Origin of the sequence: Legionella tucsonensis, assembly GCF_001468035.1 — a bacterium.
Classification (GTDB): Bacteria; Pseudomonadota; Gammaproteobacteria; order Legionellales; family Legionellaceae; genus Legionella; species Legionella tucsonensis.
The window spans coordinates 1-23,135 of the sequence record NZ_LNZA01000008.1; the positions used below are offsets into that span (position 1 = coordinate 1).

Sequence of the window (23,135 nt, forward strand, 5' to 3'; positions counted from 1 at the left end):
CCTCCCTAAAATTAAGGGAAGAACTCTAATGCTTTTTAGTCAATCTGCAAGTCCATGTGCGTAACATGAGAAATAAGTATCCTAACACAACCTATAAGTCAATTTGAAATCAAAATACTATAATTGCATATATTTGCAAAGCTATATTTATCTAATTACAATTGCAGATAACACACCCGCCAAGCCTATGGAGACCTCTGTCTTTAAGCTCAAATCGTGCGGGTTTTTAATAACCAAAACTTTTTATCCCACGATCCATCACTGTAGAATCACCGATTAATAAGATTTTGCGCATCGAGATAAGCCTTAAGTATACATAAATACTATATGATTATAGGATTGCCGTAAACTTAATTAAATAATCGCTTTAAGTAGACATTTATACTATAATTTTATGGAATAAACGTCCACTTAGATTCGCTTATGAATAAAGAACACGCTATTAATGTACTAAGAGAACAAGATAGACAAGGCAAATACATCTTTACTAATCGCGATCTATCCAAGTTATTTCCAGAGGACTCCTTTAAAACGTTCAATGAAGGACTGAAACGACTGGTAAAATCAGGAATACTTAAGCGAGCTTGCCGAGACGTATATGTTAATGAAGATGCCAAGCAATTTGACAGTTATGTCATCGAACATATTGTAAAAACACTTAGACGAGGTGAGTACAATTATGTCAGTTTGGAATCCATGCTATCCGAATATGGCGTCATCTCACAAATTCCTATCGATAGAATAACGATCATGACAACAGGCAGAAAAGGCATCTACAAGACAGCCTATGGTGTTATTGAATTTACACATACTAAGCGGACAGTTAAAGATATTCTCAATAACACTACCAAAATCAATGAGCGACCGCTTAGAATGGCCACTAAACAAGCCGCGTTAAGAGACCTAAAACGAGTTGGTCGCAATATGAATTTAGTTAATTTGGATGAATTAGTATGATTAAACCTACCGCCATAAACAGGGAAGATTTTAATTTATTAGTAGAACTTGCCATGCGGGAAGAAGGCTATTCTCATATGAGGCCTGTCATTGAAAAAGAATTATTACACTATGATTTGCTTTTTGCTCTGGATAAACAAGGGTTATTGGATAAATTAACCTTTCAAGGCGGTACATCACTTCGTCTATGTTATGGTTCTTCACGTTTTAGTGAAGATCTCGATTTTGCTGGAGGCTATGATTTTACCACTTCAAAACTACTGGATATGAAAGAGTGTATTGAAGGCTATATCGCTTCTCGATACGGTTTGGATGTATCGGTGAAAGAACCGGCAGAAATGTCTATTGAGCCTGAGTATCAAGATATTAAAGTTGATAAATGGCAAATTGCCATTACTACATCACCAACTCGAAAGGACTTACCAAAACAAAAAATTAAAATCGAGGTATGCAATATTCCCGCATATACAAGAACGCCACAGGCTCTAAATGCTAATTATGATTTTTTACCTGATGGTTATGGCGATGTGCTGATCCTGACAGAAAGCCCAGATGAAATTATGGCAGATAAATTAATCTCCTTGGTTAATACAACCAAATATGTACGTCATAGAGATATTTGGGATTTACGCTGGTTACAGCAACGCGGAAGTTCTATCAACAAACAGTTCGTTTTATCCAAAATCAATGATTATAAAATTAGTGATTACCCGGAAAAACTCGAGCACATGATTGCCAATATTGAAAAAATTATCTATAGCGAAGCGTTCCACAATGAACTATCACGCTTTATTCCCTTAGATGTTCAGGAAAGAACTCTAAAAAAAGATAAATTCAAAGATTTCTTGATTACCGAAACTCAATTATTGTTATTCGAATTAATGGCATTATTCGATGGTAAACCAGAACAAGAGGAGTTTTATATTTAAAGAGTGTTTTGTCGTTCCGAGATGGCTTCCTCTATGTCTGCAAATAGCAGTATTCAATTATTGAACTTAATTCCGTTTGAATAGGTCTCCAATGAAAATCTATTCTCCTTCATAATTAAAAGTGCATGTCCATCAACCACATCTGGAAGATTAATATTCCACAATTTTTTATACCAGCACTCATCCCTATCGATAGGCCTTTTTATTATCTCATAAGCCAATATGGCCTCTTCTGTAAGGCGACCTTGCCGATATTGTTCTTCTATTAAATTAATATCGCTCTCTAGCCAATCTAAGGATTCATTCATCTCCCGGATAGTAAATTGATTCCAAGTACAGGTAAACGGTGCACCCATATGACCACTGATCCAGAAGTTAGGCATAAAATGCATAATTAGACGAGATAAAAGCGGCTCCTTCCCTGGACTGACATGTGAAACAAATATTGAAGGTTTGCTTTTATTTTTAATTTGCTGATATAAAACGCCAAATTGGTGCAATACTGTCCATACCTTGCCTCCATTACCTGCAATAGGTTTATCGAATAGCTTTTTACTGACCAAAAAATTTCCTCCCACGCCATAAAGAGAAAATTCAAGTTCATTGTCACTGTTGTGGAATTGATAAAAGTGATGTTCGTCAAGCAAATGCAGATTCTCAACATTGAGATGGGTGTTTAATTGCCTTAAAACTTGCACATCCTCATGATTTCCCCAAACAGCATATACAGGAACTGAGAACTTCTTTTCACCTGAGATATAATCTGGAAAATCACCTAGTAATCGATTTTTTTTGACGATTTCTATTAACCTTTCACGATTAGTTTGTTTATCAACTTCATATTGTCGCCACACTGGTGAGTGGGATACTAACAAGCGTAATTCCCTTGGGCTTAGTCGATAAATGCTCTGTTCATCATAAAATCCAAAGTCACCAGCATGAATGACCATATCGGCTTGTGTCTGGTTCACTTTTTCGTTGATGATATCCAAATTACCATGAGTATCGCTGATTAATAGAGTTTTACGCATCAGAAGCTCATTATCTTAATTTTATTCAAGTTATTAATAGTCATGAGTTTCATCATACAGTGAAATCATGTGACTGATAATGTCAACTAATCCCATTAATTCATGAGACTCATCATCCTTGACTATATCCAACAGCTGATCAAGGACATTAGCCAACTGATTATAATCCTCCGTACTTTGAGGCGCACGTATTATTGGTGAGATATATTTCCAGTGTTCTATTAGTTCATTGATATTCATAATTCAGCCGTCTCCATCATATGCTCAAGTATAAAATTCGCTACTTGTTGCATAGGTTTTCGTAACTGCTCCACATCTTTCATAATATACCCGGCTGTAACATCATTATTCATTTTATTGAGTAATCGCTTCAAAGCATAAGCAGGTAAATCAAGGCTATCAGCAATAGTGGCGAATGTTCTTCTCAGATCATGCAAAGTAAATGGTACGCCAGATAACTCCACTACCCTATTCACCGCTTTTTTAGGTTCATAGATATAACCAGTTTTACTTTCCGCTGGAAATACAAATTCACTGGTTTTATTCCGGCTTCTACGCTCCATTAACTCATAAGCAAAATCAGACATAGGTAGTGTGTGGATAGCTATGCTAATATCTATCTTGAAATCATCTCTTTTAAATCCGATTTCAGTATAAAATCTTTAAATAATTGATTTATATAAAGAACACTTTTATCTTTGTGATAAACCATATAATAATCATTATCCACATTAAACCAATCAGGTAATACCTTAATCAACATTTTATTATTCAAAGCATCTGAACACAAATAGTAAGGTAGAAAAGCAATACCAAAATCAAGGCATGCCATTTTATGCAAATAGATTAAAGAATTACTTTCGACTACAGGATTTTTAACATGAATTTTATATTCGTCTTCTCTATTTTTTAAAGGCCAGTTAGGCAAAGAGCTATGTTTTAACAGTTGATGATCTAATAAATCTTCTGGACTTTTGATTGGTGAATTTTTGGATAGGTATTCAGGCGAAGCAACTAAACATCGTGGTACTACTCCAATATAGCGTGATACCAATCCTGAATCAGACAACTTTCCTGTTCTAAAAGCGAAATCAATACCCTGTTGAGTTAAATCCAAAAAAAGATCAGTAATTATTAAGTGTGTTCTGATTTGGGGGTAGAGTAATTTAAATTCATGTAATAAACGGGGAAATATCTGCAAACCTGAAATCTCAGGACAAGTAATAACTAGTTTACCTGAGGGTGCCTCAGCATATTCTCGCAAATGATTTTCTGCATGAGCTACTTCTTTCAACATAGTTTCACAATGTTCAAATAAAATTTCACCACCAAGAGTAAGACTTAGGGAACGTGTTGTTCTATTTAGTAATTTGATACCAAGAATAGTTTCCATCTGAGAAATTTTTTGACTAACCCAAGCTTTGGAAATTCCCGCCTCTAATGCTGCCTGAGTAAAACTTCGATTTTTTACCACTAAGGCAAAAATGGCTAAATCATTGAGATTAAGTTTATTGTTTATCATAGCGAACAATATGTTTATATTATTTGGTCTAATCAATTAGTTGTCTAACCTATACCATTAACGCTTGATATACAACAACCAGGAGCTATCATGCGTTTTATAATAATTTTCATTTTTTCATTGTTTATTAATCCCGTTCTTGCTCAAGTAATTAATTATCAAACTGATACCTTTGCAGATATTGCGGCACAGTATAAATTGCTAGGCGCAGAGCCAAAGACTACTTTAATGGTATTTGATTTAGATGACACATTAATAACTATGACACAACCCCTAGGCAGCGTTGGTTGGTGGGACTGGCAACATGAATTACAAATACAGGGGGGTAATTCAGATAAATTATTTACTAAAGACTACCAGCAATTAGTGCGTATCCAGAATATTTTATTTCAATTAGTTAAAATGGAAGTAACTGATGAATATGTCATGCCCTTTCTAAAGGACGCTGCAAAGCAAGGCTCAACAGTCATGGGATTAACCGCACGTGGAAAAGAACATTTAAGTGCTACTCTGATGCAACTTAAAGATAATCAATTCATAATTGACAAGAAGTTCTTGTTCAGTGAACACGGACTAAAATTAAACAATAATCAAACATCGATAGCTGGCAATTTTGATTGTCCACAATTTAGTCGAGAAGTAATTTATCAACAAGGGATAATGTTTCTTGATGGGGAAGACAAAGGTGAAGCCTTGCTTTGTATTTTAGCTAATACAAAGCAAGATATTAGAACTATTATTTTTGTCGACGATGCAAAAAAAAATATAGACTCTATGAATAAATCCTTTGCAACCCGGAATGATTTACTGGTTTTAAATGTGTTTTACACCAAAGAAAATGCGAAGGAGCTAGAAATTCAGATAAATCCAAGTATGCAGGAAAAACTATTTGAACAATGGAATTTCATTAAAAAGAATATAAATAATGTGATCGTTCAATCAAATTTCTAAGAAAAAAATCGCATAGCAAGCGTAGCTTATGAAAAATTACAATTTACAAATATGAGTGGTTTTGAACGAGAAGAGCTTAGAAATGCTTTATTGAGATACTGTGAATTAGATACCTTGGCCATGGTTTTGATCGTTGAAGCATGGCTCCATATGCTAAACACCTAAATGCGGCTCTTTCCCATTTAAGGGGGCAGCTATAATCACCCGCAGAGCACCTTAACACGCACTCTATAATTTTCAAAATTTCTAAAACCATAAGCTAAATGTACTTTCGTATTTTAAAAAACGGTTGCCGAGTTGAACAATTACAGCTTACTGAAAAGCATCATTTTGATCCCTGCTTAACTTTATACATGGTTATTTCCTGGAAAATTCTCTATATTGGGTCGCGCATTCCCGGATGTAAGTTGTGAGTTAATCTTCTCGACCGAAGAGTTGAAAATGGCTCATCTCATCGTTAAAAAAGAAGCGCCTCCTGCTAAACCACCGCCATTAAAAGTAATGATCAAAATCCTTGCTTCTATGAGAGGATACATGAATAGAAAAAATGACCCAGAGCCAGGACCTACTACACTTTGGATTGGTTTGCAGCGTCTCAAGGATTTTCTTTTAGCACAACAAACTCTTAGAGATATAACTTATGGGTAATGATGTGCAATTACGGGGGGCACTCACCAATTAACAACAATTTCTTTAAGCATAAAACTTAATAGTCATGTTAATTAATTTTGAGGATTTTAGTTTAGGATATTCTTTTAACTGTAAAGTCTGGTTGTATATTGGATCTCTGTCAAAAATCTGTTTAGCAATATCAGCATCCTTATCGCTAAAAGTAATTAATCCCTTTTCACGCACATCATTAAGATCAATTTCAGGCCTATTATCAAATTTGCAATCTAAAATAAGGTGTATCTTGTGCTTAACTTTTGTTTTTTTATAAATATCATTCATGAGTTTAATTGCAGCAATAGCTTCCAAGTCTCCTGAATGACATATATAACTAGGGTTGGTGTTAAAATTTTTGTGCCAATTATCGTAAAGGAATTCTGATACCCGATTAAACTCATATTTATCGCTGTAACCAGACATATTAATACCGAATATGCATAAAAGGCCGAGTAAAGTGTAGGTAAACAAGACGTAAATTACATTCCGTTTTATTTTTAGACCCTGCGATAAATCAATCCTGGAAAAGTAAACCAGCACTGTTCCAATTCCAAAATAAAACGCGCTTAACCAATTTGCTTTAGTATGAATACCTAATATTGGTAGTAGCATGATAATCATGATTGGGACAATGCAACAGAATAATAGAAATCTTGCTTCAAAATTCATGCAGACTGTAACAAAAGGTTTTTTCCAATTCACCACAAAAGATAGCCAATACAAAATAGCAATTGACGTTGTCCCCAACATTCCCAGATATAGTTGAGCCGGTATATTGCGAGCTTGTAGCGCGTTATTGGAAAAATAATTTAATGCAGGTTGGTAGTGAAAGAAAAGCCAAATGACATGAGATCCAAAAACAATTAAAAAAGTTAATAAACCAATATATATTCCTAGTTTTTTATATGAGCATCTTCCTTCTTGAGTAAATACAGAGCCAAGGAAACAACAAAACAATAGAACGAGGGTACTGTATTTTCCCAACATGCCAAGGGCTGCAAAAACACCAAAAAACATCCAATAGTAACATTTTTGAGTTTTGATGGCCTTATAAAAAAAAAGCACTATTAATGGATATATTGGAAATAATATTGTGTTTGCGTTTATTTTTAATTGAGAAAAATTTATGGCTAGAACACCCGAATATATAAGTGTTGCAATAATCGCCTTTTGCTTGGTTAAAATCTCTTTACTTAAGAAGTAAGAATTAATAATACCGAATGTTAATAGCGCTGCTGTAAAAATATAAAGGGAATAATAGGAATAATTAAATAAATTCCAAAACATATAAGGTATTACTGCATGTAATGGAGGATGTTTGGCATAACCAAGTTGCATTTCAAGACCCAAATATAAGGACTCAGCTGTGTGTGCAGGTATATATTGGCCTCGAGATATCATGATTAAAAATATAACTAGAAAATAGTATCCAAAAAAAAAGAGTAAAAAACCTGTATTAAACTCTATATTATTATTTATTGTTTTCATTATCAGCTTTTCTTAATTATTGAGGCGCACAGTTTATTTAACTCAACGCATACTATTTAGAATTCGATTTAAAAAGGGTTAGAAATGTTCGAAGAATTCAATTCAGTCGATCTCATGTCAAATTGTACACGTAAACGCTCTATCATATAAGCTTCGTAGATGTAGCAGGTTTTACTATCAGCCGGAAATACAAATTCACTGGTTTTATTAGGGCTTCTGCGTTCCATTAGCTCATAGACAAAATCAGATATAGGCAGTGTATGAATTTCGTGGTTTTTGGTGTCTTGCAGAGTGATGGTTTTGGATTTGAGATCATATCCTCCCAATGCAAAGAGGCGGCTTCCATTTTTCGCATGCCGGTAAACAAGAGTAATAAAAATAATCATGCCACAGTAAGGCGTTGCGATAGTTATCGGTTTCCACCAATATAACAACCGCTTTACCAATCAGATAATTGATGCGGTTTGATGACGGTTTGTTTTCGATCCACTCGATACCATACCAGGGTGTGCGATAGCGATTTGACCGGGTAATAGTAATGATGGGATGGCCATTGCCATCTTGATATTCATACATGGCGCAATTAAAAATGGCTCTTAATACCCGCATGGCATTGTTAGCGCGCACTTTAAAGTGATTATTTGAAATAAAGCCATCATGGACCAAAAGAAGATTGATCTCAAAGTAAGATAACTTATCAGCCGTGAACTTGACCATTCCCGTATCGGAATCGCCAAAATTTATTTATAATTTAGGTAGTTGATATAAAAAGCCGTGGGTTTTATATTAAAAATCCTATGGGAATTAAACCAAATTACACAGGGACTGTGTATGAGCAATAAAATTATTCACCGTAAACTTCGCCGTGATCTTAGCTTGTCGGGTGCAACATTGATGGGTTTAGGTTCTATCCTCGGCACAGGTGTGTTTGTCAGCATTGGTGTTGCAGCCGGAGTGACCGGACCATCAGTTATTTTTGCTATTATGCTTGCCGCATTGGTTGCAACCTGTAATGCTTTATCGAGCGCACAACTTGCAGCCAGTCATCCGGTGAGCGGTGGAACTTATGAATACGGTTATCGCTATCTTCACCCGTCTCTAGGATTTACCGCTGGCTGGATGTTTTTATGCGCCAAAACCGCTTCGGCCGCAACGGCTGCATTAGGTTTTGCCGGGTATTTCTTACATTTGTTTGGATTTCGAGCAATATCCATTGTCCCTGTTGCTGTCACGGTTGTGATTGTTTTAATTCTGATTGTATTAAGCGGTATCAGGCGTTCCAACAAAACCAACATGATTATCGTATCGATAACACTGCTATCCTTGTTAGTCTTTGTTATTTTAGGTTTACCCAGCCTGCTGCAACATGGCGGACAAAATCTAACACCCTTTTTTCCCAAAACAACTGACGGGGGATTTGGTCATTTTTTATATGCTACTGCATTGATGTTTGTCGCCTATACCGGCTATGGCCGGATTGCCACCATGGGTGAAGAGGTTAAAGAACCTAAAAGTACCATCCCCAAAGCCATTATCATCACCCTGATTGTAAGTGCTGTCATTTATATTTTAGTCGCTGTGGTGGCCATTGGCTCTGTCGGCTCAACCCAACTGGCAACCGCCACAGAAAGTAGGGCCACCCCGCTTGAAATAGCAGCCAGTGCCATGAACCAGCCTGGATTGGTTATCCTTATTTCTGTCGGTGCATGCACCGCTATGCTAGGTGTATTGTTGAATCTCATTTTAGGACTTTCCCGAATAGCATTGGCTATGGGACGTCAACAGGATTTACCAGATATGTTTGCATTTGTTTCCAGCAAACATCGCACACCTGTTGCAGCGGTCGTTGGTATTGGTCTTGCCATTGCCGGTCTTGCTTTGTTTGGCAGCGTTGAAACCACCTGGTCCTTTAGCGCTTTCACGGTTTTAATCTATTATTCAATTACCAATCTCTCAGCCCTGTACTTACCCAAAGAACAACGACTCTACCCAAATTTTATCGCGCTGACTGGCCTTATTTCCTGTTTATTTCTGGCTTTCTGGGTACCCTTCGTCATTTGGCTTTCGGGTTTGTTATTAATCGTGTTGGGTCTACTGTGGCACCGTTTTCATCGCTACTATTTAAAAGGTCAATAAATGGGAGATTATCGAATGACTAAAAATCTATTCCAATGCGTGTTATACAGCGCTGCCTCCCCTTGGGTGATATTTATTCGTCTCTCCGTAGGCCTGGTTTTCTTACCAGAAGGTATCCAAAAATTGATATACCCCGATATACTCGGTGCCAGTCGCTTTATGGGAATCGGCATCCCCTTTCCTTATCTCATGGGGCCGTTCGTTGGTTGGGTTGAACTCACTTGTGGTTTATTGATATTGTTAGGTTTATTCACACGGCTTGCCAGTATTCCGCTAATAATTATCATGGTGGTTGCTTTTATTTCCACCAAAATTCCCATCTGGATAGGGACCGATTGGTGGATTTTTCATGTTCGCAATCTCAATCGTTATGGCTTCTGGAGCTTTATGCATGAATCCAGAACCGACTGGGCAATGTTAATGGGGGCTTGTTATTTGTTGGTTGTAGGAGCGGGACGCTGGTCATTGGACAATCTGCTAATGAACCAGTTAGGCTTATTAAACTCATCAAAACCTCCGGCATCATCATGAACATTCATCAACAAACCATCACAACCTTAAAGGCATACAAACAAATCGAGATCAATAGCGAGAAGAACCTTCAATTTTTTCTTGATAAACACAGCACCAAAGAAGGTACCTGGGGCCACTTGACGGTCCATGAAGGTACTATTGACTTTGTTTTTCTAGATGGGCATGCGAATGAATTGTCCCATCATATATTAACTCCGAAGTCGCCAACGCTTATGATACCACCTGCATCATGGCATAAAATTGCCTCGACAAGCGCCAATTTCATGGCTTCCTTGCATTTTTTCTGCCACCCGCATCGCTATTTTGAGAAAAAATATCGTCTTGCACCTATCCATCACGACTTATGGACCATTCATCAAACATATCTGTATGAACAGGAGAAAATGGCAATTTTAGATGTTGGTTGCGGTTCAGGTCGAAATCCATTATATTTTGCCTTGTCTGGACACGACATTATCGGTGTAGATAAGAATGAAGAGGCTATTGAGAATATTCGACATATCGCAGCACAAGAGCAATTATCGAACATTGAAACCCATATTCATGATTTGAATCAACCGTTTCCAATCCAAGATAAATCGTTTGATTTCATCTACTCCACTGTGACCCTTCAGTTCTTAAATCCGTCAAGTATTAAACCATTGCTGACGCAGTTGCAATCACTAACTTCAACAGGTGGAGTTAATTTTCTGGTTTTTCCCATCAAGGCTGAACCCTATAGCTATCCTGAAAGTTTTACCTATCTGGGAGAAACAAATGAGCTGTATCATTTTTATCAAGACAGTGGCTGGTCGATTCTGGAATACAAAGAAAAACCAGGCCAACTGCATAAACTGGATGAACATGGCAAGCCGAAACAAGGTGTCTTTGGCCATCTGCTTGCTCAGAAGCACTTGTAAAGCTGCAATAGGTAGCTAATATAAATAACAACGAGGATTATTAATATGAATATTTTAGAATTAATCAAGCAAAGACGTGCTGTTCGCGCTTATACTAATAAAGAATTAAAAGAGAAGGATATTGAATCCATCCTTCAAGCCGGTCAATACGCACCAAGCCCTTTAAATTCACAACCCTGGCATTTCACGCTGATTCGCAATAAAGACAAACTCAAGATATTGGCTGACAAGGCCCAACATGCTTCATTTCTCTCACAAGCTCAGCTTTTAATTATTGTAACTGTTGATACCAGCGTTGATATTGATAAGTGGTTAAAACAGCATAACCAGCACTTATACAGCGGTGCAGCTGCCATGCAAAATATGTGGCTGGCGGCTGTTGCCCTTGATATTGGTTGTTGTTGGGTTAGTCTGGATGAAGCATTTACTAAAGAGCAAATCTCAATCCCTAAAGAGCATGCCATCATCGGAGGACTGGCTCTGGGGCATCATAAAGAACCTCTGAAAACCCATGCCGAAGAAGATAGAAAAATCTTGCCCATATTAACTTCTTTTGAGCAATTTAATCTTCAGGAAAACTGTGAAACAGAAAGCTGTTATACCTGCCTTAAACAGGTTCCAAAATCAGCGGCCAATTCGTTTGAGGGGGATGATTATGTCCGATATTTTTGTGGTAATGAATGTTACGCTGAATGGAAAAAGCAAACCCAGAAATGGCTTGATGAAGACAACTGACAGTGACATTCCCACCCATGCATAAAGATACCTGAATGTTAGCAAGACATAAAATTTATTGTGGATAGATAAATCCTGTAGAAGTGTTAATAACGACTTATAATTTGACAATATAAGATTCAGTAATGCTTTATTTAAAAAAACTTGGCAAGAAAATAGAAATCAATTTATTTCTGCTATAGACAGGGTAAAGACTTTCATTACCCTTATCTTACAGTTCTCTGTACTTCAAAAAATTTTCAGGTTCTATTGAAGAAAAGCCAGATAGCTAACAACGAATCTTATCTTCTCATCACTGCCTATGAAAAAATCGTGGGAGTTTTTAATGCCAGCGAAATTGTAAGAAGGACGTGCTTATCCAGGGTTTTATGCAACGGTTGATTACGCTGGTAAAGGACTCATGCAACACGCGGTGATAATCGGTTAAGGTACGTGGTTTAAGATCCTTGCGCGTTTTTTAGGAAAACCAGTCACTAAGCAAACTCAGATTTTCCTGAAAACTCTGATTCACGATACTCTGGACGGGCTTTCACGTGCCAGAGTGGCAGCATCATAAAAAATGGAATCAAGCAGCAAATAAACAATGTAAGGAAGAAATTATCCCAACCGTAATTTTTGATAATTGCACCCAAAGGAGCTCCTGCCAAAACAGCTCCTAAACAATAAGCAAAAAATCCGGCAAAGCCTGTTGCAGTCGCCGCTGCTTTTTTATGTGATAACTCCGCACACGCCATACCAATCATCATTTGTGGTCCAAAGATAAAAAAACCAAAGAAAAAAAGAAATAAAGAATCGAGGAATGGTGTATATCCCCTAGTCAACGTAAATAGCAACAAAGTGGCAAATACACCTGCAGTAAAGAGAACATTGATTGGATTGCGTTTTCCTTGAAATATTTTATCAGAAAGCCAGCCGGCCACCAGACTTCCAAAAAAACCACCAACCTCAAACCATATGACACAACTTCCTGCTGTGATTAAGGAATAATCCTTCGCTTCCGTTAAGTACATCATGCTCCAATCATTAATTGCTGTTCGGACAATGTAAATGAACAAATAAGAAATGGACAGTATCCAAATATATGGGTTGCTTAACACATAACTCCAAAGAATTTCTTTGACTGAGAGTTCTGTTTTTTCTTGGTGGTGATTTGATAAACCAGAAGAATCTTCTCGATATTGCTCTATCGCAGGTAAACCAAGCGACTGCGGAGTATCTCTTAAACGATTGATTAAAAAAACACCTCCTAAAATGCAGATGATCCCAGGCACAAACATGGCTGAACGCCAGCCAAAATACTGCGCGCACATAGCAACAATCAATGGAATTAATGCACCACCAACGTTATGCGATGTATTCCAAATGCTCCACCAACGACCACGTTCGGATTGAGAATACCAATGTGTTAATAATTTAGTACATCCTGGCCATCCCCACCCTTGAAACCAACCATTTAATCCCCAAAAAATAGCAAATAACCACCAAGTGGAAGACAAACCAAACAAAATATTAAAAATACCTGTCAAAATTAGCCCAATCGCCATTAAATAACGAGGATTTGACTTATCGCCAAGAATTCCACTCAAAAATTTGCTGATGCCATAACTTAAGCTCAAAATGCTAGCAATCATTCCCAATTCAGTTTTCGTCATCCCCAAAGTGCTTTGTAATGCAGGCATCGCGAAGGTAAAGCTTTTTCGCGTAAAATAAAACAAAACATACCCTATATACATCGCATAAAAGGTGCGAATACGCCAATAACGATATTGCCGTGTAACAATAGTTTTATCCTGAATTTGATGAAGATAAGGAGCTGGTTTTAGAAAATTCAAAAATGCCATGATGGTCCATATCATGATAAAAAATAAGATTAGAATGGAACTCGCAAAGTATGTCAAATGAAAAAGATAGCGTTATCCTACTTATTGATAATTTTTTAAAAATTTAAATGGAATTCTTGTGAAATTATAAATAAGCTACCCTGGTTTTGCATTAAAAGGGATTTGTCGACAATGAAAGAAATAGTTAGTTTATTAGAACAAGATCACATCGATTTTTCTATTCATAAACGTCCTGAAGTCTTAATGGTTTTAAGGAGAAAATTTCGTACTCAAAAAGATTGGATTATTGCTTCTTTTAACCAATATCAATTTACTGAAAAAGAATCGCAAAAAGTCCAACAAGCCATTCTAAATGGGGATCTTCGAATAACAGATCTTCTAGAACGTCCGTTTTCCCACCATTTTTGGAGTTTTCTTACCTTTAAGTGGGGAGAGATCCTTTCGGGTGGCAAAAGATTATCTAAGGAACACGTCTTACAAATTGCTACCTACTCTAGCACTGGCCAAGAATTTGCAAGAACCCCCATTCAAAATAGAAATAGGCTGCTAAAAGGAGTGCCATTAGTCATTGGCAAAGTCGTTACCTCCATGGCGCTATGTATGGTATTTTGCCTGGGATTATTAAGTACTTTAGGAGCTCCCTTTGGCGTTAGCCTCGCCTTAGCGGTAGTACTTTCCTTCTGTAATGGAATAGTTTGTTTATTAAGTCGTGGGCAAGCCATGCTTGATAGTGCTGGCTTTCAGCCTCAAAAACAAAAAACGTTTAAGACCCTTGAAGAAAATATAAAAGAAAAAACGATATCCGATAGAGGTCAGAAATTATTTTTTGGTATCGTGACCTTGTTGGCATGTATTTCTGCGGGCATTTCTGGATATGCTGGTCTCGTAGGACTTCTCACTTTTTTGGGGGCAGGTTTGCTCGCCTCTAACCCTCTAGTTTTGGCAGTTACGATTGGGTTATCTGTGATTGCAGCGATTTCTTTTTATTCGTTTCAAGCTGTAGGCATACGTGAAAATTATGCAAAATTTAAAAATCTTTTTATTGAAGATTATAAAAAACCCTATGGTCTTTTGCGATGTGTCTTATTAGGAGTAGTAAGTACGGTCTTTTTAGCTGTTTATGCGACGCTAACTTGGTTTACTACTGTATCAGGGGTTAATAAGCTTTTTAATGCTCTAGGTGCAACTCCTGGTACCCTTTTAGCACATGTTATTGCTATGATATGTACTTCAACAACCATGGTTGTTAATACTTTCTCACAAGTATATAAGGTCTTTAACCCCAAAACATATGTCGATCTAAAAGAAAAATTTGAATCAATATATCAACCACCGGAAGAAAACCAAACAAAAGCACAAAAGATAAAGCATGGAGCCATCAATATGCTCAAATTATTTGCTTTGATAGGTGATTCTCTTGCTTATTCTGTTGCCGGTGGAATCCGAAGCGGAATTCATGTTGGTGAAACGCTGGGAGAAGCAATAGGGGCAAAACTTGCATTAACCATTACCATGGCAATATTGTCTCCAGTCATTTTAGTATTCGTATCGATAGCTTTTACTTGGCCTACCGTTTTTCATAGAAAAAAATCGACTCAATATCCTTCACAGATGGAGAAGCCATTGATAGAAAAAATGAGTCAAAACCATACTCCAGATGCACTTCAAAATAATACTCTATTACCCACATCAGAAAAAAATCCCAAACCTAATAATTCTAAAATTAGGCAAACTGGACTAAGATTTTTTGATGCGAGGCTGAGTGGGGAGTGTATTCTTAACCCCAATTGTAGCCCTACTTTAGAGAGAAGAACAGATTTGACATCCTCCTCGCCATAAATGTACAGGCTAAGAACATTTAATTCGTAAAATAAATCATAACCAATCAGATTCCATTTATTAAATAAAGGTAGCAAAGATAAGTCTTGGCTACCCTTACAATATAAAAATGATTAAACAAAACGATAATTAACTTTATTAAACTGAAAAAGCGATCTTTGCTTTTGATAATGTATTGATTTTACCAGAAGAATTTCGCGTTCGTCGTTGTTTTTTTGTTGCTGTGGCTCTATATAAATCACATGGGTGAAATGTTTACTGATGGATCGCCCGCCTGCAATGTAATCCAAAGATTCGAGATTAATTTCTTTATTAACCTGACTGAGTATTAATACCCTTAGTGTACGCTGTTTTGTTATTAATTTCAGTTCTTGCAAAAAAACATGATATGGCTCTCTTTTTTCTTGATGAGATGTGATTGCTTGTAAATAGTCGATAATTAATAAAGATCCAGGCCTCTCTTCTTTAATTTTTTCTATTAAAGTTTTTTGGTCAAAACATTTTTCCTCGATCTCGATACATTTCCCTTGTTGCCAATCACTTGAATTTGAACCTGAAATTTTATTTAAACGCTCAAAAATGAAAGAGGCATTAACATGCATAGAGTAATATTTAACCGGTAATTTAATCTGTGCTGCATATAAAGCCAGGTTAAGAGCAAAAGAGAGTTTTCCTGCACCTTCTGCAGCAGATAACAATAACATTTCTCCAGGAAGAAATGACTGCCAAATGGATTCAACATTATTCATGCGCACTGATTTAAAATATTTATGCATTAATGCCCAATGGGTAAACCCATAATCATTGGCAATAAGATTAAGGGCTTGGCTTAGTGAAATATTCTTTGCTGAAGCTATTTGTTTTGCTGATAATTTAAGAGACTTTATTGAAGGAATGGACAATGACATCATTTCGATCCTTATATTAGCGAAAAATAAACACTCCCTTCCTAATATTTATTTTTCTAAATATAAAAATCGAATTTCCTACTCTCTGAGAGTTTTGCACTGGAAGGGAGCTCGCTTAGGAAAAGCGTTACCCTTTAAGCTATAAAAAATCGTTTTACTTGTCAAATGAAAAAGAAAAATTGCGCTAAACTCATGAGAACAACTCGAGGGCAGAATTCAACTTGACACAAAGATCACTTGATCAAATCAAATAATTCCACTATTCTAGAAGTATGGACATAAAAGAATCTCTAAAAATATTTGACACCCTATCGCAAGAAACCCGCTTGCAAGTATTTCGATTACTTGTTCAGGCTGGGTCTGAAGGGTTATCAGCAAGTGCGATTGGTGATGAATTAGGTATCTTACACAATACTTTATCATTTCATTTAAGCCATTTGTCGAATGCTGGGATTGTCACCTCGTGCCGTAAAGGGCGTTATGTTTTTTATTCAGCCAATTTTGAGTTAATGCGCGATTTTATCGCCTTCATGGTTCAGGATTGTTGCAGCAAACAACAAGTCAAAATTCAACAACCTGATACAAAAAATTGTCTGGTTATTGAATTAAATAGTTGTTGTCCTTCTACTAAGGAGTAAATCATGAAACGTTTTCATATTCATATTGGCGTGAATAACCTCGCTGATAGCATCCGTTTCTATAATGCTTTGTTTGGAAGCAAGCCTGTCAAAGAAAAAAGGGATTATGCCAAATGGATGTTGGACGATCCACGCATCAATTTTGCAATTTCAACACGTGCTGGCAAGCATGGGGTTGAACACTTAGGCATTCAAGTAGATGATGCCGCTGAATTAGAGACATTAAGAAAACAATTTTCAGAAGCCAATATTTCAACTCATAGCGATGGTGAAACAACCTGTTGCTATGCTAAATCAGAAAAATCATGGGTCAATGATCCAAGTGGAATTGCATGGGAAGCCTATCATACTATGGAAGATGCCCAATTTTTTTCTGGTGGAGCAGCAACAGAAAGCTCTTGTTGCATGCCAGAAAAAAGCACATCAACCTCCTGCTGTGATACAAAAACAACTGGATGTTGTGGCTGATGAATACCCAACCGATAAGATTATTATTTCTTTGTACTGGTAATTCCTGTCGGTCTATTATGGCTGAAGCTATAACCAATCATTACTCCAATGGACGCTATCTGGCTTTCAGTGCAGGTAGCGATCCGACTGGAAGCGTACATCCCAAAGCAGCAGAAACACTTGCCAATCATGGTATAAAACCAAATGCGCCTCGTAGTAAATCCTGGAATGAATTTAAGTCAGAGTCAATTGATTTAGTGATTACAGTATGTGACCAAGCAGCTCGCGAAAATTGTCCCATTTTCCCTGGACATCCCAAAAAACTCCATTGGAGTATTCCTGATCCAGCTAAAGTAAAAGGCTCTGAAATGCAAATTAATACCGCATTTGAAGAGGTATTTAGGCAACTGAAACAACGGATAGAAAAGGAGTTGCTGTCATGAGCACGTGCAGCACCAGACGTCTTTCTTTTTTAGACAGGTATTTAACCTTCTGGATTTTCCTAACCATGGCCACAGGTGTTGGGATCGGCTCACTCTTTACTGGAGCACCACAATTTATCAATTCCTTATCTATTGGCTCCACCAATATTCCCATTGCACTTGGACTAATTTTAATGATGTACCCTCCCTTGGCTCGGGTGAAATATGAAGAATTACCGCTGGTATTTAAAGATTGGCGCATCCTGTTATTGTCTTTAATTCAAAATTGGCTTATTGGGCCATTTCTCATGTTTGGGCTTGCTGCGTTATTCTTGCATGGTTATCCCGAATACATGACGGGACTTATTCTCATTGGTTTGGCACGGTGCATTGCCATGGTGATTGTCTGGAATCAGCTTGCTGAGGGAGATAATCAGTACGTTGCAGCCTTGGTGGCCTTTAACAGCATTTTTCAACTGTTGTTTTTTAGTATCTATGCCTGGTTCTTTCTCACAGTCCTACCACCACTAGTAGGCTTAGCTGGACAAATAGTTCATATCAATTTCATGACTATTGCAGAAAGTGTCTTTATTTATCTTGGGATTCCCTTTTTTGCTGGTTTTCTAACCCGCTTTGTATTGATAAAACAAAAAGGACTGTATTGGTATGAAACCAATTTTTTACCAAAAATTTCTCCTATCACCCTGGTTGCCCTGCTGTTTACAATTCTGGCGATGTTTTCTTTGAAAGGATCTATGGTTTTACAACTTCCATTTGATGTAATTCGCATTGCTATTCCACTGACGATTTATTTTGTAATTATGTTTTTTATCAGTTTTGTAATGGGAAAAATTATAGGTGCGAACTACGAAAAAACAACAGCTGCTTCATTCACCGCAGCAAGCAATAATTTTGAATTGGCTATTGCTGTAGCAATTGGCACGTTCGGACTCAACTCTGCCATTGCTTTTACAACAGTCATTGGTCCACTGGTTGAAGTACCTGTTCTTATTCTACTTGTAAATGTTGCATTTTGGTTAAGACAACGTTGGTTCGTGGGAATATCAATTTAGCAAGAAAGAGCATAATTTTTTAAAGGTTCTATCTCTTATGATTTATCCTCACATATTTTAGATAACTTGTGTTTTTTTATGTTATTTTATACAATACATGCCTATTTATTAGGCAAATAAAATTATTTTGAAATATATGTTAGTTACGCCACCTTAGCCACGATCTCTAAACTCACATTTAATAGAAATCTTTTAGTTACTAAAGTATTCCCAACCAAATTTAGTAATTTCAATTCTTACTATCATCAAAGAACAGGACAAAATTTTATGTTATTTTATTCGACACGTCAGGACTGGCTAGGCAATGTCCGTGCAGACCTATTAGCAGGTATTGTAGTTGCGTTAGCTTTGATTCCTGAAGCAATAGCCTTTTCAATTATTGCAGGTGTAGATCCTAAAGTAGGACTCTATGCTTCTTTTTCCATCGCAACAGTAAGCGCATTTGTAGGGGGGCGTCCAGGAATGATTTCTGCTGCTACAGGTGCTATGGCATTGCTTATGGTTACCTTGGTCAAAGCACATGGTTTGCAATATCTTCTGGCAGCGACACTTCTTACCGGCATGTTTCAGATAATTGCCGGTTATTTTAGACTAGGTAGTTTAATGCGTTTTGTGTCACGCTCAGTGGTCACTGGTTTTGTGAACGCCCTGGCTATACTTATTTTTTTAGCACAATTACCTGAATTAACGAATGTCTCTTGGCATGTCTATGTTATGACAGCTGGTGGGCTAATAATTATTTATCTATTTCCTTATCTTAATAAAACAATCCCATCACCTTTAGTTTGTATTGTTGTTTTAACGGCTCTCTTTATACTCTTTGAAATACCTGCTCGCACAGTTGGTGACATGGGGAAGCTGCCTGATACATTGCCTGTATTCTTATGGCCGCAAGTCCCATTCAATTTTGAAACATTATCCATAATTTTCCCATACTCTTTGGCCCTTGCAGTAGTTGGGCTTCTGGAATCAATGATGACGGCAACAATTATTGACGATTTAACGGATACACCCAGCAATAAAAACAGGGAGTGTAAGGGACAGGGAGTAGCCAATATCGTTACTGGATTTCTAGGTGGAATGGCTGGTTGCGCCATGATTGGACAATCCATTATTAATATCAAATCCGGTGGCCGAGGACGCTTATCCACTTTAACAGCTGGTCTTGTTCTCCTACTCATGGTAGTCTTTTTAAGTGAATGGGTCTCACGCATCCCAATGGCTGCCTTAGTAGCAGTGATGATTATGGTATCAATCGGTACATTTTCCTGGGACTCTTTAAAAAATCTTAGGAAACATCCCTTATCGTCAAATATCGTAATGATAGCAACCGTGCTGGTAGTGGTTGCAACTCATAATCTGGCATATGGTGTCTTTATTGGAGTATTACTCGCATCGTTGTTTTTTGCCAATAAAGTGGGGCGATTTATTGTTGTTCACTCCGCTTTTGATGCTGAGAATACTCGCACCTACAAAGTTCTGGGACAAATTTTCTTTGCTTCATCAGAACAATTTATGCAATCATTTGACTTCAAAGAAGCAATAGATAACATTATTATCGATGTAACTAACGCCCATTTTTGGGATATTACCGCTGTTTCTTCGCTTGATAAAGTAGTTATTAAGTTTCGTCGAGAAGGCACAGGTGTTACGATAATTGGCATGAATGAAGCCACGGCTACACTAATTGACCGCTTTGGTGTACATGATAAACCCGAAGAACTTGAAAAATTAATGAACGGTCACTGAGATAAGGAGTCTCTCATGTCAAATCGAATTATTGCCTGTATTGACGGATCACTATCATCAACAGCAGTCTGTGATTGGGCCTCTTGGTCAAGTACTAAATTAGACAAGCCATTGACCCTTTTACATGCATTGGAGAATCCATCAAAAGTAGCTGAGCCGAATCTTACAGGAAATATTGGTCTGGGTAGCCGTGAAAAATTATTGGAAGAATTAGCTACGCTTGATGAACAACGTAATAAAATAGCACTACAACAAGGAAAACATCTTTTAGAAGAGGCACTCCTCCGAGTGGTTGCTGATAACGCCAAAGATGCTATTTGTTTACAACGACACGGAAGCCTTATTGAAATACTCCAGGAACTTGAAAAAGAAACAGCATTGCTTGTAATTGGTCGAAAAGGAGAGCAATCGGAAAAAAGAACATCTCAAATAGGAAGTCAATTAGATACGATTATCCATACGCTACATTGTCCTATGTTGGTAACAATTCCTGAATTTAAACAGCCTAAGGAAGTAATGATTACTTTTGACGCCAGTAAGACTGCGCACAAAGTGCTGAACAGCATCATTAAAAACTGCCAATTATTGCAAGACCTAAGATGCCATTTAGTGATGGTGAATAAATCAAGTTATCAACAAGATTTCCGCTCAGCTCAAGTACAATTAAAGGACGTGGGAATCAATGTAGTTGCTTCATTATTAGAAGGACAGGTTGAGTCTACTCTGAGTTCCTATATTGAAGAGCAATCTATTGATTTGTTAATTATGGGAGCCTATGGGCATTCACGAATACATCAGTTTTTTGTTGGTAGTACTACAAATCATATGCTGCATACAACTAAAATACCCTTGCTTTTAATACGTTAATGTTGTTTTTAATTAAGCTTATTAAGATCACATTTCTATACAGAAATGACTTTGGGGAATTTGTATACTTGAGCTCCGACACTGTTATACATCGTAGGACATTTGTAGTGGACTCCTGCAATATAAATTATAATAAAATCAATTTATTATTTTTAAATTGGATGACCCATAATCCGTTGATCCTAGGTTCAAGTCCTAGTGGCCTACCAATAAAGTCCTTTAATCCAGCGACCTACTGCATTGGATTATGCAACCAAGACCTGAGTGTTTTTAAAACAAACATTTTGAAGACTCTTGTGTATCAAGCCTTAATATTGAGGTTAAACCTATATTATTCTTTTTTTAATATATAATAGGTGTTCATAATATCGTGCTTTAAATAACACTTTTCAATGCTTTTAAAACCGGCTTTTTTGAACATTTCTTCTGCCAGCTCTTCGCCCCATGCTGCTCCAAGGCCGGCGCCATTTTGGGCAAGTGATACTGTCATACAATGCATACAAGAAATTGTATATATTAATGGTCCTAAAATATGATCAATATTATTTTCAACAAAGGTGGAAGTTTTAATATCCTGGACTAAAAAAACACCGTTTGCTTTTAAAGCATTATAAACATTCTTTAATACAACCTCAGGATGGGCCTGATCATGAATAACATCAAAAGCCGTGATGAGATCAAATTTTTCTTTATCTTGCCATTGAGCAAGATCCTGACGTTGAAAAAAGATATTACTTAGCTCTTTTGATTCAGCCGCCATTTGAGCTTTTTCGATGGTTTCTGGACAGATATCGTAGCCATAAAAAGTACTATTTACAAACTTTTCTGCCATCATATTTATTGCTTTACCGTAACCACATCCGATATCCAATACAGTTATACCGGATTCTAACCGCTCCATCAAACCATCAACTAAAGGCAGTATACTGTCTAAAAGAGATGAAACGATAGTCTGACCGCTTTCTTCAGACATCACTTCGTGAAAGCGATTATACGCCTCATATGGAACCCCGCCGCCTTCTTTAAAGGCCTGAACAATTTCATCTTCAACATATGCTAATACCGGGATAAATTGAGCTATCACTGCCATATTATTTGGTGAAGACTGACGTGTTAAAAAAGCAGCATGTTCTAAAGGTAATTTGTAAGTTGCAGTATCTTTATCATAAATAATAATATGACTTGTCACCAATGCATTTAACCATTCTCTAACATATCGCTCATTAAGTGATGCAGCTTTGGCTATTTCACCTGAAGTACTAGGCGGCATGTCTTGCATAATGTCAAAAATACCGGTTCGATGCCCCAACGAAATCATTAGGGTTGATGCAGCACTATTAAAAGTATTCAGTAAATTATCGGCAAAAGCGTCAGCCTTTTCTTGATCATAAGGTTGGTTTTCCATAACAAGACTCCTTGGTTTGTCCTATAAAACTCTATTAAATTATAGAATAATATCATGGTAGACAAAAAGGCAGGTAAAACATCAACGTCCCAAAA

General features: G+C 37.0%; 23 protein-coding genes and 1 pseudogene. 15 read left to right on the forward strand and 9 right to left on the reverse strand.

The window, feature by feature from the left end:
• The first annotated feature begins 423 nt into the window (after positions 1–423).
• Together abiEi and Ltuc_RS12785 are read left to right on the forward strand one after the other, a co-directional pair.
• Positions 424–957 carry a type IV toxin-antitoxin system AbiEi family antitoxin gene (gene abiEi / locus Ltuc_RS12780; RefSeq protein ID WP_058521752.1) on the forward strand — a complete coding sequence of 178 codons (534 nt, stop codon included), beginning with the start codon at positions 424–426 and terminating at the stop codon, positions 955–957.
• Positions 954–1,886 carry a nucleotidyl transferase AbiEii/AbiGii toxin family protein gene (locus Ltuc_RS12785; protein WP_058521753.1) on the forward strand — a complete coding sequence of 311 codons (933 nt, stop codon included), beginning with the start codon at positions 954–956 and terminating at the stop codon, positions 1,884–1,886. The genes abiEi and Ltuc_RS12785 overlap by 4 nt, the downstream gene beginning before the upstream one ends.
• Positions 1,887–1,939: 53 nt before the next feature.
• Here Ltuc_RS12785 and Ltuc_RS12790 read toward each other — a convergent pair whose 3' ends face one another.
• The 4 genes and pseudogenes from Ltuc_RS12790 to Ltuc_RS12805 all read right to left on the reverse strand — a co-directional run bounded on the left by Ltuc_RS12790 (position 1,940) and on the right by Ltuc_RS12805 (position 4,439).
• On the reverse strand, positions 1,940–2,917 hold the full coding sequence (locus Ltuc_RS12790) for a metallophosphoesterase family protein (protein WP_058521754.1): 978 nt from the start codon (positions 2,915–2,917) through the stop codon (positions 1,940–1,942).
• Positions 2,918–2,950: 33 nt separating this feature from the next.
• The gene (locus tag Ltuc_RS12795; protein WP_058521755.1) at positions 2,951–3,157 is read right to left on the reverse strand and encodes a hypothetical protein; all 207 of its coding nucleotides are present in this window, start codon (positions 3,155–3,157) and stop codon (positions 2,951–2,953) included.
• A pseudogene (locus Ltuc_RS12800) lies at positions 3,154–3,519 on the reverse strand (site-specific integrase); the annotation flags it as partial. The gene Ltuc_RS12795 and the pseudogene Ltuc_RS12800, both read right to left, overlap by 4 nt.
• Positions 3,520–3,533: 14 nt before the next feature.
• Positions 3,534–4,439: a LysR family transcriptional regulator gene (locus Ltuc_RS12805; RefSeq protein WP_058521757.1), complete on the reverse strand. Its 906-nt coding sequence runs from the start codon at positions 4,437–4,439 to the stop codon at positions 3,534–3,536.
• A gap of 90 nt (positions 4,440–4,529) precedes the next feature.
• Between Ltuc_RS12805 and Ltuc_RS12810 the strand changes: the two genes are divergently transcribed.
• A complete protein-coding gene (locus Ltuc_RS12810; RefSeq protein ID WP_058521758.1) occupies positions 4,530–5,390 on the forward strand; it encodes a DUF2608 domain-containing protein in 861 nt (286 codons plus the stop codon).
• 381 nt (positions 5,391–5,771) lie between these two features.
• Positions 5,772–6,038 carry an IS4 family transposase gene (locus tag Ltuc_RS12815; protein ID WP_162264367.1) on the forward strand — a complete coding sequence of 89 codons (267 nt, stop codon included), beginning with the start codon at positions 5,772–5,774 and terminating at the stop codon, positions 6,036–6,038.
• Between the two features lie 45 nt (positions 6,039–6,083).
• On the opposite strand, the gene Ltuc_RS12820 is transcribed toward Ltuc_RS12815, so the two are convergent.
• Together Ltuc_RS12820 and Ltuc_RS12825 are read right to left on the reverse strand one after the other, a co-directional pair.
• Positions 6,084–7,544 (reverse strand): glycosyltransferase family 39 protein, encoded by a 1,461-nt coding sequence (locus Ltuc_RS12820; protein ID WP_058521760.1) that lies wholly within the window; start codon positions 7,542–7,544, stop codon positions 6,084–6,086.
• 312 nt (positions 7,545–7,856) lie between these two features.
• A complete protein-coding gene (locus Ltuc_RS12825) occupies positions 7,857–8,261 on the reverse strand; it encodes a hypothetical protein (RefSeq protein WP_238584147.1) in 405 nt (134 codons plus the stop codon).
• A gap of 114 nt (positions 8,262–8,375) precedes the next feature.
• On the opposite strand from Ltuc_RS12825, the gene Ltuc_RS12830 reads away from it, so the two are divergent.
• The 4 genes from Ltuc_RS12830 to Ltuc_RS12845 are packed head-to-tail and all read left to right on the forward strand — an operon-like array spanning position 8,376 to position 11,848.
• Positions 8,376–9,680 (forward strand): APC family permease, encoded by a 1,305-nt coding sequence (locus Ltuc_RS12830; RefSeq protein ID WP_058521761.1) that lies wholly within the window; start codon positions 8,376–8,378, stop codon positions 9,678–9,680.
• A gap of 15 nt (positions 9,681–9,695) precedes the next feature.
• Positions 9,696–10,211, forward strand: coding sequence for a DoxX family protein (locus Ltuc_RS12835; RefSeq protein WP_165480986.1), 516 nt, complete (start codon positions 9,696–9,698; stop codon positions 10,209–10,211).
• Positions 10,208–11,113 (forward strand): SAM-dependent methyltransferase TehB, encoded by a 906-nt coding sequence (gene tehB, locus Ltuc_RS12840; RefSeq protein ID WP_058521763.1) that lies wholly within the window; start codon positions 10,208–10,210, stop codon positions 11,111–11,113. Before Ltuc_RS12835 ends, tehB begins: the two co-directional genes overlap by 4 nt.
• Positions 11,114–11,158: 45 nt before the next feature.
• The gene (locus Ltuc_RS12845; RefSeq protein ID WP_058521764.1) at positions 11,159–11,848 is read left to right on the forward strand and encodes a DUF3330 domain-containing protein; all 690 of its coding nucleotides are present in this window, start codon (positions 11,159–11,161) and stop codon (positions 11,846–11,848) included.
• 473 nt (positions 11,849–12,321) lie between these two features.
• Here Ltuc_RS12845 and pgtP read toward each other — a convergent pair whose 3' ends face one another.
• Positions 12,322–13,689 (reverse strand): phosphoglycerate transporter protein PgtP, encoded by a 1,368-nt coding sequence (pgtP, locus tag Ltuc_RS12850; RefSeq protein WP_058521765.1) that lies wholly within the window; start codon positions 13,687–13,689, stop codon positions 12,322–12,324.
• A gap of 171 nt (positions 13,690–13,860) precedes the next feature.
• Between pgtP and Ltuc_RS12855 the strand changes: the two genes are divergently transcribed.
• On the forward strand, positions 13,861–15,528 hold the full coding sequence (locus Ltuc_RS12855; protein WP_058521766.1) for a hypothetical protein: 1,668 nt from the start codon (positions 13,861–13,863) through the stop codon (positions 15,526–15,528).
• Positions 15,529–15,641: 113 nt separating this feature from the next.
• Here the strand turns inward: Ltuc_RS12855 and Ltuc_RS12860 are convergent, their stop codons facing one another.
• Positions 15,642–16,439 carry a P-loop NTPase family protein gene (locus Ltuc_RS12860; RefSeq protein ID WP_133138290.1) on the reverse strand — a complete coding sequence of 266 codons (798 nt, stop codon included), beginning with the start codon at positions 16,437–16,439 and terminating at the stop codon, positions 15,642–15,644.
• Between the two features lie 269 nt (positions 16,440–16,708).
• On the opposite strand from Ltuc_RS12860, the gene Ltuc_RS12865 reads away from it, so the two are divergent.
• The 6 genes from Ltuc_RS12865 (at position 16,709) to Ltuc_RS12890 (ending at position 21,635) form a co-directional block, all read left to right on the forward strand.
• Entirely contained in the window at positions 16,709–17,074 is a 366-nt protein-coding gene (locus Ltuc_RS12865; protein WP_058521768.1) for an ArsR/SmtB family transcription factor, read from the forward strand.
• Positions 17,075–17,077: 3 nt separating this feature from the next.
• Positions 17,078–17,542 (forward strand): ArsI/CadI family heavy metal resistance metalloenzyme, encoded by a 465-nt coding sequence (locus tag Ltuc_RS12870; RefSeq protein WP_058521769.1) that lies wholly within the window; start codon positions 17,078–17,080, stop codon positions 17,540–17,542.
• Entirely contained in the window at positions 17,542–17,967 is a 426-nt protein-coding gene (locus Ltuc_RS12875) for an arsenate reductase ArsC (RefSeq protein ID WP_058521770.1), read from the forward strand. The genes Ltuc_RS12870 and Ltuc_RS12875 overlap by 1 nt, the downstream gene beginning before the upstream one ends.
• Positions 17,964–19,019: an ACR3 family arsenite efflux transporter gene (gene arsB / locus Ltuc_RS12880; protein ID WP_058521771.1), complete on the forward strand. Its 1,056-nt coding sequence runs from the start codon at positions 17,964–17,966 to the stop codon at positions 19,017–19,019. Before Ltuc_RS12875 ends, arsB begins: the two co-directional genes overlap by 4 nt.
• Before the next feature lie 267 nt (positions 19,020–19,286).
• Positions 19,287–20,768 carry a SulP family inorganic anion transporter gene (locus tag Ltuc_RS12885; protein ID WP_058521772.1) on the forward strand — a complete coding sequence of 494 codons (1,482 nt, stop codon included), beginning with the start codon at positions 19,287–19,289 and terminating at the stop codon, positions 20,766–20,768.
• Between the two features lie 15 nt (positions 20,769–20,783).
• Positions 20,784–21,635: a universal stress protein gene (locus tag Ltuc_RS12890; protein WP_058521773.1), complete on the forward strand. Its 852-nt coding sequence runs from the start codon at positions 20,784–20,786 to the stop codon at positions 21,633–21,635.
• Positions 21,636–21,966: 331 nt separating this feature from the next.
• Here the strand turns inward: Ltuc_RS12890 and Ltuc_RS12895 are convergent, their stop codons facing one another.
• Positions 21,967–23,040, reverse strand: coding sequence for a class I SAM-dependent methyltransferase (locus Ltuc_RS12895; protein WP_058521774.1), 1,074 nt, complete (start codon positions 23,038–23,040; stop codon positions 21,967–21,969).
• Between the last annotated feature and the right edge of the window lie 95 nt (positions 23,041–23,135).

Coding starts and splice junctions, on each gene's coding strand:
- abiEi (WP_058521752.1), top strand. CDS start 424: ATGAATAAAGAACACGCTATTAATGTACTAAGAGAACAAGATAGACAA.
- Ltuc_RS12785 (WP_058521753.1), top strand. CDS start 954: ATGATTAAACCTACCGCCATAAACAGGGAAGATTTTAATTTATTAGTA.
- Ltuc_RS12790 (WP_058521754.1), bottom strand. CDS start 2,917: ATGCGTAAAACTCTATTAATCAGCGATACTCATGGTAATTTGGATATC.
- Ltuc_RS12795 (WP_058521755.1), bottom strand. CDS start 3,157: ATGAATATCAATGAACTAATAGAACACTGGAAATATATCTCACCAATA.
- Ltuc_RS12805 (WP_058521757.1), bottom strand. CDS start 4,439: ATGATAAACAATAAACTTAATCTCAATGATTTAGCCATTTTTGCCTTA.
- Ltuc_RS12810 (WP_058521758.1), top strand. CDS start 4,530: ATGCGTTTTATAATAATTTTCATTTTTTCATTGTTTATTAATCCCGTT.
- Ltuc_RS12820 (WP_058521760.1), bottom strand. CDS start 7,544: ATGAAAACAATAAATAATAATATAGAGTTTAATACAGGTTTTTTACTC.
- Ltuc_RS12825 (WP_238584147.1), bottom strand. CDS start 8,261: ATGGTCAAGTTCACGGCTGATAAGTTATCTTACTTTGAGATCAATCTT.
- Ltuc_RS12830 (WP_058521761.1), top strand. CDS start 8,376: ATGAGCAATAAAATTATTCACCGTAAACTTCGCCGTGATCTTAGCTTG.
- Ltuc_RS12835 (WP_165480986.1), top strand. CDS start 9,696: ATGACTAAAAATCTATTCCAATGCGTGTTATACAGCGCTGCCTCCCCT.
- tehB (WP_058521763.1), top strand. CDS start 10,208: ATGAACATTCATCAACAAACCATCACAACCTTAAAGGCATACAAACAA.
- Ltuc_RS12845 (WP_058521764.1), top strand. CDS start 11,159: ATGAATATTTTAGAATTAATCAAGCAAAGACGTGCTGTTCGCGCTTAT.
- pgtP (WP_058521765.1), bottom strand. CDS start 13,689: ATGGCATTTTTGAATTTTCTAAAACCAGCTCCTTATCTTCATCAAATT.
- Ltuc_RS12855 (WP_058521766.1), top strand. CDS start 13,861: ATGAAAGAAATAGTTAGTTTATTAGAACAAGATCACATCGATTTTTCT.
- Ltuc_RS12860 (WP_133138290.1), bottom strand. CDS start 16,439: ATGATGTCATTGTCCATTCCTTCAATAAAGTCTCTTAAATTATCAGCA.
- Ltuc_RS12865 (WP_058521768.1), top strand. CDS start 16,709: ATGGACATAAAAGAATCTCTAAAAATATTTGACACCCTATCGCAAGAA.
- Ltuc_RS12870 (WP_058521769.1), top strand. CDS start 17,078: ATGAAACGTTTTCATATTCATATTGGCGTGAATAACCTCGCTGATAGC.
- Ltuc_RS12875 (WP_058521770.1), top strand. CDS start 17,542: ATGAATACCCAACCGATAAGATTATTATTTCTTTGTACTGGTAATTCC.
- arsB (WP_058521771.1), top strand. CDS start 17,964: ATGAGCACGTGCAGCACCAGACGTCTTTCTTTTTTAGACAGGTATTTA.
- Ltuc_RS12885 (WP_058521772.1), top strand. CDS start 19,287: ATGTTATTTTATTCGACACGTCAGGACTGGCTAGGCAATGTCCGTGCA.
- Ltuc_RS12890 (WP_058521773.1), top strand. CDS start 20,784: ATGTCAAATCGAATTATTGCCTGTATTGACGGATCACTATCATCAACA.
- Ltuc_RS12895 (WP_058521774.1), bottom strand. CDS start 23,040: ATGGAAAACCAACCTTATGATCAAGAAAAGGCTGACGCTTTTGCCGAT.